We start from the raw sequence: 11,790 nt of genomic DNA on the forward strand, positions 1-11,790 counted from the left end.
CCCGATCGGGCGAGGACTTGATCCGGCTCGCTCTCAAACCATTGCCGACCTTGGGCTGGCGGTCCCGACGGGTAAAGCGCGGCGCTTTTCCGATAGGAATGGCCGGGACTGATCCCCCGATCAAGTCCGGGACGGCCATGACGTGGGCAGCTGTTGGTCCTTCGGATCGGACGAGACACCGCCGATCACACATCGAGCGAACCGACACGGGGCTTGCCGGTGGCGCGCTCCAGGGCCTTGTCCTCCACATGGGCGGCGAGGCCCTGGTCCCGGAAGCGGTTCACGACGGGGTAGCGGCGATCCCGGCCGAAATTCCGGCGGGTGACCTTCACGCCCGGCGCCGACTGGCGGCGCTTGTATTCGGCTACATAGAGGAGTCGCTCCACCTTTTTCACCACCTCGGGGTCATGGCCCCTCGCGACGATGTCCGCAACACGCAACTCCTCCTCCACAAGACCGCGCAGGATCTCGTCGAGCTCCTCGTAGGGCGGCAGGGAATCCTGATCCTTCTGGTTCTCGCGAAGCTCCGCCGTGGGAGCCTTGGCGAGAATGTTGTCCGGAATCACGATGCCGTCCGGTCCCAGAGCCCCCTTCGGTTTCCAGCGGTTGCGGAGCGCGGACAGGGAAAAGACCTCCATCTTGTAGAGGTCTTTGATCGGGTTGAAGCCGCCGTTCATGTCGCCGTAGATCGTGGCGTAGCCCACCGACATCTCGGACTTGTTGCCGGTGGTCACCACCATGGCGCCGAACTTGTTCGAGAGCGCCATGAGGATGGTTCCACGCGCACGGCTCTGGAGGTTCTCCTCCGTGATGTCGCGCTCCGTCGCCTGGAACAGCGGCTGGAGCACGGCCTCGAAGCCCTCCACCGCGTCGGCGATGGGCAGGACGTCGTAGCGCACGCCGAGAGCTTTCGCGCATTCCTCGGCATCCTTGAGGGACGCGGGCGACGTGTAGCGGTAGGGCAGCATCACGCAATGCACCCGGTCGGGGCCGAGCGCGTCGACGGCCATGGCCGCGCAGATCGCCGAATCAATTCCGCCGGAGAGCCCCAGCACCACGCCCGGGAAACGGTTCTTCTCCACGTAGTCGCGGAGGCCGAGGACACAGGCGGCGTAATCGGCCCGCTCACCCTCCTCCACCGTCATCTTGGAAGCCTCACGGCAGACCCAGCCGTCCTCGCCCTTCTCCCAGGCCGTGAGCGCGATCGTCTCCTCGAAAGCGGGAAGCTGGCAGGCCAGCGAGCAATCGGCATTCAGCACGAAGGATGCGCCGTCGAAGACGAGCTCGTCCTGGCCGCCGACCTGGTTGAGATAGACGAGCGGCAGGCCGCTTTCGGTCACGCGGGCGGCTGCGATGTTGAAGCGTTCCTCTGTCTTGCCCCGCCAATAGGGTGAGCCGTTGGGCACGAGGAGCAACTCGGCCCCGGTTTCCGCAAGGCATTCGACCACGTCGCCGGTCCAGATGTCCTCGCAGACCGGGATGCCCAACCGGATCCCGCGGAAATTCACCGGGCCCGGCAAGGGACCGGCCTCGAAGTTCCGCTTCTCGTCGAAGACGCCGTAATTCGGCAGGTCGACCTTGAAGCGCACCGAGATCGCGCCGTTGTCGAGAAGCGCATAGGCGTTGTAGAGCTCGCCCTTCTCGCGCCACGGCAGACCGACGAGCATGCCGGGCCCGCCATCCGTCGTCTCGCGGGCCAAGCGCTCGAGCGCGGCGCGGCAGGTATCCTGGAAGGCAGGCTTGAGGACCAGATCCTCGGCCGGGTAGCCGGCGAGGAACTGTTCGGAGAACATCACGAGGTCGGCTCCCATCCGGGCAGCCTCGGCGCGCGCATGCCGAGCCTTCTCCTCGTTGCCGGCCACATCGCCGACGATCGAGTTGAGCTGCGCGAGGGCGATCTTGAGCGTGTTCTGAGCCATGGTGTCTGAAGACTTAGCGCGCCCGCGGGTGCGCAGCAATGCTGAGCGAGAGCTATCCCTCGGCCAGTGTTTCCTCAGATCGTGGCTGCCTCGTCATACGGCTCCCGGCCATCCCGACGCGAAGGGCACAAGCGCTCCCATAGAACGCCCCGGCCCAGGGCCGGTGATGACGCAATGCGGAACCATGAGGATGAGACCCGTGCGAACACCATGAATCTCGGAACCCACTACAGCCCAGGTCGTTATCCTCACAGATTTGGACAATGGAGACAACGATGCTGAAGGGCGGTTTGCTTTGGTTGATCGGCATTCCTCTGCCGATCATTCTGATCCTCTACTTCATGGGCTGGCTGAGCTAGGATTAGGATTGGATTACCACCAACCCGGCCAAGTAAAAAGGGGCGCCTGAAGCGCCCCTTTTCTCGTTTTTATTCGGCTGCCAGCGCGGCGGGTCGCTCCCGGGACTGACGTTCGCGTTTGATCAGCTCGGAGGTCAGGAACGCGATTTCCAGCGCCTGCTCCGCGTTCAGACGCGGGTCGCAATAGGTGTGATAGCGGTCCGAGAGGTCCGCGTCGGTGAGCGCGCGGGCGCCGCCGGTGCATTCCGTCACGTTCTTGCCGGTCATCTCCAGGTGGATGCCGCCCGCATGGGTGCCCTCCGCCTGATGGATGGCGAAGAAGTCTCGCACCTCGCCCATGACGCGCTCGAAGGGGCGCGTCTTATACCCGGAGGCCGCCTTGATCGTGTTGCCGTGCATCGGATCGCAGGACCACACGACCGTGCGGCCTTCCCTCTGCACCGCGCGGATCAGATTCGGCAGATGATCGGCGACCTTGTCCGAGCCGAAGCGGCAGATCAGGGTAAGGCGACCGGCTTCGTCCTCGGGATTGAGGGCATCGATCAGCTTGAGGAGCCCGTCCGGCGTGAGCGACGGGCCGCACTTGAGACCGATCGGGTTTCTGATGCCGCGCATATATTCCACATGAGCGTGATCGAGCTGACGGGTCCGGTCGCCGATCCAGACCATGTGCCCGGAGGTGGCGTACCAGTCGCCGGTGGTGGAATCCACGCGGGTCAGGGCCTCCTCGTAGCCGAGCAGCAGGGCCTCGTGGCTGGTGTAGAAATCCGTGGAGCGCATCTCGGGATGCGTCTCGGGATCGACACCGATGGCCCGCATGAAGTTGAGGCTCTCGGTGATGCGCTCGGCCAGCTCGCTGTACCGCGAGGATTGCGGCGAATCCTTCACAAAGCCGAGCATCCAGCGATGGGCGTTCTCAAGGTTCGCGTATCCTCCGGTGGCGAAGGCGCGGATCAGGTTGAGGGTCGCGGCCGACTGGCGATAGGCCTCGATCTGGCGGCGCGGATCGGGCGTGCGGGCCTCGGGCGTGAAGGCGATATCACTGATGATGTCGCCCCGGTAGCTCGGCAGCTCAATCCCGTCGATGGTCTCGGTCGCCGACGAGCGCGGCTTGGCGAACTGGCCGGCCACGCGGCCGATCTTCACCACCGGCGAGCCGCCCGCGTAGGTCAGCACCACCGCCATCTGCAGGAACAGGCGGAAGAAATCGCGGATGTTGTCGGCGGAATGCTCGGCGAAGCTCTCGGCGCAGTCGCCGCCCTGGAGCAGGAACGCCTCGCCCTTGGCCACCTTGGCCAGCTCGCGCTTCAGTTTACGGGCCTCACCGGCAAAAACGAGCGGGGGAAAGCCTGCGAGCTGCTGCTCCACACTTTCAAGCGCCTCCGGATCCGGAAAGGCCGGAACCTGCTGGATCGGCTTGTTTCTCCAGCTGTCGGGCGTCCACCGCTCAGTCATGACACTTACCCCCGTGTCGTTTGCATCCTCTCGCAACCGCAACAAGCGGCACGAAAAGGCACCTATACACGACACAAACAAAAAGGCGAGTGCCGAAAGGACGCGACCGCCTCGAGGCGCAGTCTCACCCCACGGCTTCCGGCTTCTTGACCACCACGGGCGTGCGCATGGTCACCAGTTCCTCGGCTGCAGTTGGGTGAACCGCGACGGTGCGGTCGAAATCGGCCTTGGTCGCCCCCATCGTGACGGCGATGCCCGCGAGCTGGATCATCTCGCCCGCGTCGTGACCCATGACGTGAACGCCGACGACCTTGTCGGTGGCCTTGTCGACGATCAGCTTCATGAGTACCCGCTCCGATCCGCCCGAGAGGGTGGCCTTCATGGGACGGAAGGCTGTCTTGTAGACGTCGATGTCCCCGTAGATCTCCCGGGCGGCCGCCTCGCCGCAGCCGATCACGCCAATCTCGGGGGTCGAGAAGACCGCCGTGGGGATCAGGTCGTGGTCGATGATGGTGGGCTTGCCGCCGAACACCGTGTCCGCGAAGGCGTGGCCCTCGCGGATGGCGATGGGCGTCAGATTGGCCCGGTTCGTCACGTCTCCCACCGCATAGATCGAAGGGATGAGCGTCCGGGAATAGGCGTCGACCGGGATTGCTCCCACTTCGTCGACGGTGATCCCTGCTTTTTCGAGACCGAGCCCATGGGTATTCGGGCGCCGCCCGGTGGCGACGAGCACCTGATCGACCGTTACGATGGATCCGTCGGACAGGGTCGCGGCGATGCCGTCCGCCGTCCTGTCGAGGCGCGTGAGGGTCTTGCCCAGGGCGAGGTTCATTCCGCGCAGAGCATAGGCCTCGCCCAGGGCGTCCCGCACGTCCTCGTCGAAGCCGCGCAGCAGCTTGTCGCCCCGGTGAACCAGGGTCACCTGGCTGCCGAGGCCTGCGAAGATTCCCGCGAATTCCACGGCGATATAGCCGCCGCCGACGATCAGAATGCGCTCCGGCTTGGCTTCCAAGTGGAAGACTTCGTTGGAGGTGATGCCGAGTTCGCCGCCCGGAATGGCGGGCTCCATCGTAGGATGAGCCCCGACGGCTACCAGGATATAGCGGGCGCGAATGCGGGCCCCCGTCTTGAGGACATGAACCGTATGCGCGTCTTCGATCACGGCCCGGCTGTTGACGATTTCGACCCCGGCCTTTTCCAGGTTCGTCCGGTAGATCCCTTCCAGCCGGTGGATCTCCTTGTCCTTGTTGCGGATGAGGGTTGTCCAGTCGAAGCTCGGCTCCCCGGCTTTCCAGCCGAAGCCCGCCGCGTCGTGGAAATCGTCGGCGAAGCGGCTGGCATAGACCATGAGCTTCTTCGGCACGCATCCTCGGATGACGCAGGTGCCGCCGACCCGATACTCCTCTGCGACCATCACCTTGGCGCCGTAGCCCGCCGCGATGCGGGCGGCGCGGACGCCTCCTGACCCGGCTCCGATGACAAAGAGGTCGACATCGAACTGGGGCATGGGCTTGGTCTCCGTGTGGAATCGGGGGTCATGTGCATTCATATAATGGCTGCGTCTCCATCGCCGCCAGTGTTCCCGCCAAGCTACTGGGGCATGACCAGCATGCATCCCGTCGTGACGGCAAGAGCGCCGGGGAATGAACGCCTGCCGCCGGCGCCTTGCCGCTGGCGCTTCCGTAGGGTTCAACATCAAACAGGGGACGGATGCTTGCCCCTCGGAGAAACCGGCTTTACGGTCTGCCGCACCACGTCCTGACGTGACGTTTAGTCCCATGGAGGAAACAGAATGAGCCAACTTCGTAAGAGCCTCTGGCGCGGCGCCCTCGCTGCGGCGGCCGTGGCAGGTTTCGTGACATCGGCGGCCGCCCAGATGGAGCTGAAGATCATGGCCCCTGCGGCACCCGGCGGCGGCTGGGACCAGACCGCCCGCTCCATGCAGCAGGCTCTGACCCAGGCGGGAATCGCCAAGAGCGTGCAGGTCAGCAACGTTCCCGGCGCGGGCGGCTCCATCGGCATCGCGCAGCTGGTGAATAACTCCAAAGGCGACGGCAATCAGCTCATGGTCATGGGCTACGTGATGGTGGGCGCGCTTCTGACGAACAAGTCGCCGATCACCCTCGACCAGACGACGCCGATCGCCCGCCTGACGTCGGAATACGAGGCGATCGTCGTTCCGGCTGATTCACCGATCAAGTCCGTCAAGGAGCTGGCCGAGGCCATCAAGGCCGACCCGGCCAAGGTGACCTGGGCGGGCGGCTCGGCAGGAGGCGTGGACCACATCGCGGCAGCGCTCTTCGCCAAGGCTGCCGGCGCCGACCCGACCAAGATCAACTACATTCCCTTCTCCGGCGGTGGCGAAGCCCTGGCGGCCATCCTCGGCGGCAAGGTGACGGCAGGCATTTCCGGCTACGGCGAGTTCGAGAGCCAGATCAAGGCCGGCAAGCTGCGCCTTCTCGGCCTGAGCTCCCCAGCGGACAAGGCCACGGCCGAGCTGCCGTCCATCAAGGCCCAGGGCGTCGATCTCGAAATCGCCAACTGGCGCGCGGTCGTGGCTCCTCCCGGCATCTCCGCCGACGAGAAGAAGGCCCTGACGGATGCCATGGACAAGATGGCGAAGTCCAAGGAATGGCAGGAGATCCTGAAGGCCAAGGGCTGGCAGGATTCCTACCTGTCCGGCGACGATTTCGCCAAGCTCCTGAACGAGGAAGTGGCCCGCACGAAGGAAGTGCTGACCGCGGTGGGGCTGGTGAAGTCCTGAATTTCGCGTTAATGCCCGTCGAAGCGCCGCGTTCCCAGAGCGCGGCGCTTTTGCTTTCAGGATATTTTCTATGTCATCTCAGCAACGGCACATCGACGTAGCGGGCCTCATCATTGCCCTCCTCCTTCTCGCCCTCGCCGGCGTGGTCTGGTGGGACATGACCAAGCTGCAGCTTCTGTCACCCTACGACGTCGGCCCGAAGGCCATGCCCGTCATCGTTTCCATCGGCCTGACCGTCCTTGCCATCGGCAACGGCATCGGCGCGCTCCGGGGCAACCTGCCCGACCGCGAACGCCTGGACTGGAAGCCGATCATCCTCATTCTCGGCGGCCTCGCCTGCCTGATCACTCTCATCGCCGTCGGCGGCGGCTTCATGATCGGCACGGCCATCCTCTTTGCCGCGACCTCGACGGCCTTTGGGCGCCGGGCCTTCCTCGTGGACCTCCTGATCGGAGCGGTCATCGCCGTCTTCATTTATTTGCTCTTCGCCAAGCTCCTGACCCTGTCGCTGCCGGCAGGGCCGCTCGAAAACCTGCTCTGAGGCCCCCATGGAAGCCTTCGTTTCCCTCGCCAGCGGCCTTTCCGTCGCTATTCAGCCGATGAACCTGCTTTTCGCGCTCATCGGCGTTCTTCTCGGCACCGCGGTCGGCGTGCTCCCGGGCATCGGGCCGGCGCTCACCGTGGCGCTGCTCCTGCCGATCACCTTCAAGCTCGACCCGGCGGGCTCCATCATCATGTTCGCCGGCATCTACTATGGCGGCATGTATGGCGGCTCGACCACCGCGATCCTCATCAACACCCCGGGCGAAAGCGCCTCGATGGCGACCGCCCTCGAGGGCAACCTGATGGCGAAAGCCGGACGCGGTGGGCCCGCGCTCGCGACGTCCGCCATCGGCTCCTTCGTGGCGGGCACCTTCGCGACCTTCGGGCTGGCGCTGCTCGCGCCCTATCTCGTCGACCTCGCCGTCCGCTTCGGGCCCGAGGATTACTTCGCCCTCATGTGCGTGGCCTTCGTCACCGTCTCGGCCACCTTCGGCGATTCCCCCGTCCGGGGACTCACGAGCCTGTTCATCGGTCTGGCCCTGGGCCTCGTGGGCATCGACATTCTCTCCGGCCAGTCCCGCCTGAGCTTCGGCGTGCCGGAACTCTACGACAATATCGAAGTGACGACTCTGGCGGTCGGCCTCTTCGCCGTGGGCGAAGCCCTCTATGTCGCTTCGCGCCGGCATGTGCACGAGGAGAAGCTCGAAGCGGTGCGCGGCTCCCTCTGGATGACCAAGGAGGACTGGAAACGCTCCTGGAAGCCCTGGCTCCGGGGAACGTTCTACGGCTTCCCCATCGGCGCCCTCCCGGCGGGCGGCGCCGAGATCCCGACCTTCCTCTCCTACGCCACGGAGAAGAAGCTCACCAAGCATCCTGAGGATTTCGGCAAGGGCGCCATCGAGGGCGTGGCCGGTCCCGAGGCCGCCAACAACGCCTCCGCAGCGGGCACCCTGGTGCCCCTCCTGACGCTCGGCCTGCCGACATCAGCCACGGCCGCGATGATGCTGGCGGGCTTTCAGCAATACGGCCTCAACCCGGGCCCCCTGCTCTTCGCGGAGAAGCCCGATCTGGTATGGGGCCTCATCGCGAGCCTGTTCATCGCCAATGCCATGCTGCTGGTGCTGAACCTGCCGCTGGTCGGCCTGTGGGTCCGTCTCCTGGCGATCCCTCAGCCCTGGCTCTATGCAGGCATCCTGGTCTTCGCGACCATGGGCACGATCGCCGCCAACCCCTCGCCGGTGGAACTCATCATGCTGACGGTGTTCGGCGTGCTCGGCTTCCTGATGCGGCGCTTCGATTTCCCGATCGCGCCGGTGGTCGTGGGTCTCATCCTTGGTCCCGTGGCAGAAAGCCAGCTGCGGCGCGCCCTGTCGATCAGCCTCGGCGACCCGATGGTCCTGCTGCAGAGCCCGATTTCGGCGACGCTTCTCGCCATCGCCCTGATCGCCCTGGTGCTTCCCTTCGTCATGAAGGGTCTGGGGCGCTTCAAGGCGGTCGAGGATTAGGACCTGTTCCATCCAGCAAAAAGGCCCGGGAAACCGGGCCTTTTTCGGTCTTGAAAGCCTCCGCGCCCCTGGAAGGGAAGCATCGGATCTGTCCCGAAGGCGGAATTCGCTTCCGGGGCAGATGGATCAGTGAAGCGCGTGGCCGCGCTTGCTCATTTCCTCGCGGGCGCGGGACATGATGAATTCGGAGGTCCGCTGCGACCACAGATCCATCTGGCGCACGACATCGTCGAGAACCGCCGGCTGGAGCTGCACATACTTCTGGCCCACGGCCGACTTGTAGAAGGCCGCGACCTCCTTCAGTTCCGCTTCGGTCATCCGCGAGGCGAGGATGCGCGCTGTCTCGTCGATCAGTTCCTGCTTCTTCTGCTCCACTTCGGGCCGCAGCAGGGCGACGACCGCATCCAGATCCTTCTGGATGTCCGGATTCGTGACGCTCATCCGCTGCAGGCGACCGAGGAGCGGGCCTGGCAGCGCATCGAAGGCGCCTGACATGCCCGAGCTGATGGCAACCTCGCGCCCGGCGGCCATGTGACTGGCGCTCGGAGCAGCCTGCTGGGCGAAGACGGGGCTCGCCAGCAGGAAAAGCGCGACGGAGGTCGCAGCCAGTCGTGAAGCGGAACGGATCATAGAAGAGACTCCAATCGTGAAGGCTGATGGTCAGAGCTGACCGAGTTCGACAAGCCCCTCCCCCGTCGCGAGGATCGCAGCGGTAGCGAGGCCGAGAAAGAGACCGTGCTCGACGACCCCGGGAATGTTGTTGAGGGTCGAGGCGAGAACGCTGGGTTTGTCGATACGTCCGAGATGGGCATCGAGAATGAAATGGCCGCCATCGGTCACATAGGGGGCTCCGTCGGCAGCGCGGCGAAGGCGGAGCTCGCCGGTCATGCTGAGGCTCTCCAGCAGTTTTCCGATAGCCCGCTCCGTGGCCGTGAGTCCGAAGGGCACCACCTCGATGGGAAGAGGAAACTTGCCGAGCTTGGCGACACGCTTGGAGCCGTCCGCGATCACGACCATGCGCGCGCTGGCGGAAGCCACGATCTTCTCGCGCAGAAGCGCGCCGCCGCCGCCTTTGACCAGCCGAAGGTCGTCATCGAGCTCGTCGGCCCCGTCGACCGTCAGGTCGAGCTCCGGTACCTCGTCGAGCGTCGCGAGCGGAATGCCCTCGCGCAAGGCCTGGTCGCGGGTCGCTTCGGAGGTCGGCACGCCGACGACCTTCAGGCCACCGCGCACCCGCTCGCCGATGGCCGCAACGAAATGCGCCGCCGTCGAGCCGGTCCCGAGGCCGAGCCTCATGCCATCGGTCACGAGTTCGGCTGCCCGTTCGGCCGCTGCACGCTTGAGATTGTCGCTCACTGAGGACCTCTAAATCTGTCGCCCCGCTCGAAGGGGCCGCAGCCCGCCTCTAGCACGCGAGGATGTTGAAAAGAAAGATGGTTTCATACCCGCCCCGGACAGAACGCCCTGACAAGGGCGTTCAGGGACGCTGGGGCGAGGCTCCCGTACCCGGGCTGACCCCGGGTGTCGATGCGGAAGGTGCCATCGTGGACGCCGCCGAAGACGGCCTCGCCTGGGGCGTGCAGACGACCCGCTCGTCGAAGACATAGCAGATGCTCATGTCGCCGGTGCGGTAGTTCACCCGAAACACGCCGCCCTCCCGCTCGTGCCGGGACGCAACCAGTCCGTATTCTCCGGGCTGCTGGGCTCCGGCGCCCTCGCCCGGGCTGAAGCACAGGGTCACCCCGATGGTGCCTTCCTGCAATCCATACTGGCATGAGCTGACCTCCCCCGTGACCCGATCGATCCGGTAGATCCGGTTCAGATCGGTCTGCGGCGCGGGCACGAAATCGTAGGAAGCCGCCAGGACGGAACTGGGCAGGCCGGCCAGCGCCAGGGCCGTCGACAGAAACGCCGCGCAACCAAAAAGCCGCATTCACCACTCCATTACGGTAAGAACGAATCAACCGGAGACACCATATCATCCCGCCGATTGATTCCCTTGCCTCCAGCAGGTAACCGAGCTTCATGACCATTCAAACCCCGCAAATCGCCCCGCCCATCGCCGTGTTCGATCTCGATGGCACTCTGGCCGACACGGCCGGCGACCTCGTCGGGACCCTCAACGTCATTCTCGATCAGGAGGGCCTCGCCCCCCTTCCCGTCGCCCACGCGCGCGACATGATCGGCGCGGGCGCAAGGGCCCTGATCGAGCGTGGCTTCGAAGCGGCGGGCAAGGAACTTGTCCCCGCCTATCTGGACGAGCTCTACCGCCAGTTCATGGTGCATTACGGGGAGAACATCTGCGTCAGGACCGAGCTCTTTCCCGGCGTCGCCTCAGCCCTCGACCGCCTCGAAGCGGCCGGCTTCCTCCTCGCGGTCTGCACCAACAAGGTGGAGGAACATTCGGTCAGGCTGCTCGATGAACTCGGGATCGGCCACCGCTTCGCCGCCAATTGCGGGCGTGACACATTTCCCTACTTCAAGCCGGACCCGCGGCATCTGACCCTGACCATCGAGCGGGCGGGCGGCGATCCGTCGCGGGCGGTCATGGTGGGCGATTCACGCACCGATATCGTTACGGCGCAGAACGCCGGCATCCCTGTGGTCGCCGTCCCCTTCGGTTATACGGATGTGCCGGTGAAGGATCTCAAGCCCGACATCGTGATCGATCACTTCGACGAACTCTTCGCCGCGGTCGAGGGGCTGATGAGGCCCGTCGCCGCCTGACGGACAGGCATGGCCGAGGCCTCTCTTGCACTGAATCGAATTGTCAGGAAGAAAATGGTGGGCGCGACAGGGATTGAACCTGTGACCCTTCGCGTGTGAAGCGAATGCTCTCCCGCTGAGCTACGCGCCCTGACCAGCGCCTTCTACTGGCGTCCGTAGCCCTGCGTCAAGTCACAGAGTCGAAAAGGGTGGCAAGAATTTTCAGCCCCTGCCCTCGAAGGTTCCAAATCTGCCTCGCATCCTTCCTCGTCATCTCTGGCCCCGTGCCGCCCCTTCCGCCTTGATGGCGCAGCGCTTTCTGAAGACGGGGATGGCCGGGCTGATCCCCGGATCTCGGACCGACCGCGCGGAAGGGAGCGGGCCCGGCCATGCCGGCGGATGCAGGCCTGGCACCGCCTCAGATGATGATGAACTCGGCATAGGTGAGCGCGGCCTTGTTGGTGAAGTGGGCGATCAGCACCTGCTTGGACGCGCTGCCGGAGCCGTCGGCATCGTAGTAGAGGTAGCCCTTGGCC

The 11,790-nt window shown here is 65.0% G+C and carries 10 protein-coding genes and 1 tRNA gene; 4 read left to right on the plus strand and 7 right to left on the minus strand.

What is annotated here, in order from left to right; genetic code table 11:
* Positions 1-185: 185 nt before the first annotated feature.
* The 3 genes from GR328_RS14700 to gor form a co-directional block, all read right to left on the minus strand.
* Complete coding sequence (locus tag GR328_RS14700; protein ID WP_160885274.1) at positions 186-1,919, minus strand: NAD+ synthase; 1,734 nt, start codon at positions 1,917-1,919, stop codon at positions 186-188.
* Between the two features lie 428 nt (positions 1,920-2,347).
* On the minus strand, positions 2,348-3,733 hold the full coding sequence (locus GR328_RS14705) for a class II 3-deoxy-7-phosphoheptulonate synthase (RefSeq protein ID WP_160885275.1): 1,386 nt from the start codon (positions 3,731-3,733) through the stop codon (positions 2,348-2,350).
* 124 nt (positions 3,734-3,857) lie between these two features.
* Positions 3,858-5,243 carry a glutathione-disulfide reductase gene (gene gor / locus GR328_RS14710; RefSeq protein ID WP_160885276.1) on the minus strand — a complete coding sequence of 462 codons (1,386 nt, stop codon included), beginning with the start codon at positions 5,241-5,243 and terminating at the stop codon, positions 3,858-3,860.
* A 285-nt stretch (positions 5,244-5,528) separates the two neighbouring features.
* Between gor and GR328_RS14715 the strand changes: the two genes are divergently transcribed.
* The 3 genes from GR328_RS14715 (at position 5,529) to GR328_RS14725 (ending at position 8,548) form a co-directional block, all read left to right on the plus strand.
* On the plus strand, positions 5,529-6,500 hold the full coding sequence (locus tag GR328_RS14715; protein WP_160885277.1) for a Bug family tripartite tricarboxylate transporter substrate binding protein: 972 nt from the start codon (positions 5,529-5,531) through the stop codon (positions 6,498-6,500).
* Positions 6,501-6,570: 70 nt separating this feature from the next.
* Positions 6,571-7,041, plus strand: coding sequence for a tripartite tricarboxylate transporter TctB family protein (locus tag GR328_RS14720; protein ID WP_160885278.1), 471 nt, complete (start codon positions 6,571-6,573; stop codon positions 7,039-7,041).
* A 7-nt stretch (positions 7,042-7,048) separates the two neighbouring features.
* Positions 7,049-8,548, plus strand: a complete 1,500-nt coding sequence (locus GR328_RS14725) for a tripartite tricarboxylate transporter permease (RefSeq protein WP_160885279.1) — start codon at positions 7,049-7,051, stop codon at positions 8,546-8,548.
* Positions 8,549-8,674: 126 nt separating this feature from the next.
* Here GR328_RS14725 and GR328_RS14730 read toward each other — a convergent pair whose 3' ends face one another.
* The 3 genes from GR328_RS14730 to GR328_RS14740 form a co-directional block, all read right to left on the minus strand.
* Positions 8,675-9,178: a DUF2059 domain-containing protein gene (locus tag GR328_RS14730; protein ID WP_160885280.1), complete on the minus strand. Its 504-nt coding sequence runs from the start codon at positions 9,176-9,178 to the stop codon at positions 8,675-8,677.
* Positions 9,179-9,208: 30 nt separating this feature from the next.
* A complete protein-coding gene (rpiA, locus tag GR328_RS14735) occupies positions 9,209-9,904 on the minus strand; it encodes a ribose-5-phosphate isomerase RpiA (protein WP_160885281.1) in 696 nt (231 codons plus the stop codon).
* A gap of 121 nt (positions 9,905-10,025) precedes the next feature.
* Positions 10,026-10,481 carry a hypothetical protein gene (locus tag GR328_RS14740; RefSeq protein WP_160885282.1) on the minus strand — a complete coding sequence of 152 codons (456 nt, stop codon included), beginning with the start codon at positions 10,479-10,481 and terminating at the stop codon, positions 10,026-10,028.
* A gap of 92 nt (positions 10,482-10,573) precedes the next feature.
* Between GR328_RS14740 and GR328_RS14745 the strand changes: the two genes are divergently transcribed.
* Complete coding sequence (locus tag GR328_RS14745) at positions 10,574-11,275, plus strand: HAD family hydrolase (protein WP_160885283.1); 702 nt, start codon at positions 10,574-10,576, stop codon at positions 11,273-11,275.
* A 55-nt stretch (positions 11,276-11,330) separates the two neighbouring features.
* On the opposite strand, the gene GR328_RS14750 is transcribed toward GR328_RS14745, so the two are convergent.
* Positions 11,331-11,405, minus strand: a tRNA-Val gene (locus GR328_RS14750).
* Positions 11,406-11,790: the final 385 nt, after the last annotated feature.

The sequence above is a fragment of the Microvirga makkahensis genome (genome assembly GCF_009830105.1).
Taxonomy (GTDB): Bacteria; Pseudomonadota; Alphaproteobacteria; order Rhizobiales; family Beijerinckiaceae; genus Microvirga; species Microvirga makkahensis.

Excerpts from the sequence above, each read along its gene's own strand:
- GR328_RS14700 (WP_160885274.1), bottom strand. The coding sequence starts at position 1,919 with ATGGCTCAGAACACGCTCAAGATCGCCCTCGCGCAGCTCAACTCGATC.
- GR328_RS14705 (WP_160885275.1), bottom strand. The coding sequence starts at position 3,733 with ATGACTGAGCGGTGGACGCCCGACAGCTGGAGAAACAAGCCGATCCAG.
- gor (WP_160885276.1), bottom strand. The coding sequence starts at position 5,243 with ATGCCCCAGTTCGATGTCGACCTCTTTGTCATCGGAGCCGGGTCAGGA.
- GR328_RS14715 (WP_160885277.1), top strand. The coding sequence starts at position 5,529 with ATGAGCCAACTTCGTAAGAGCCTCTGGCGCGGCGCCCTCGCTGCGGCG.
- GR328_RS14720 (WP_160885278.1), top strand. The coding sequence starts at position 6,571 with ATGTCATCTCAGCAACGGCACATCGACGTAGCGGGCCTCATCATTGCC.
- GR328_RS14725 (WP_160885279.1), top strand. The coding sequence starts at position 7,049 with ATGGAAGCCTTCGTTTCCCTCGCCAGCGGCCTTTCCGTCGCTATTCAG.
- GR328_RS14730 (WP_160885280.1), bottom strand. The coding sequence starts at position 9,178 with ATGATCCGTTCCGCTTCACGACTGGCTGCGACCTCCGTCGCGCTTTTC.
- GR328_RS14740 (WP_160885282.1), bottom strand. The coding sequence starts at position 10,481 with ATGCGGCTTTTTGGTTGCGCGGCGTTTCTGTCGACGGCCCTGGCGCTG.
- GR328_RS14745 (WP_160885283.1), top strand. The coding sequence starts at position 10,574 with ATGACCATTCAAACCCCGCAAATCGCCCCGCCCATCGCCGTGTTCGAT.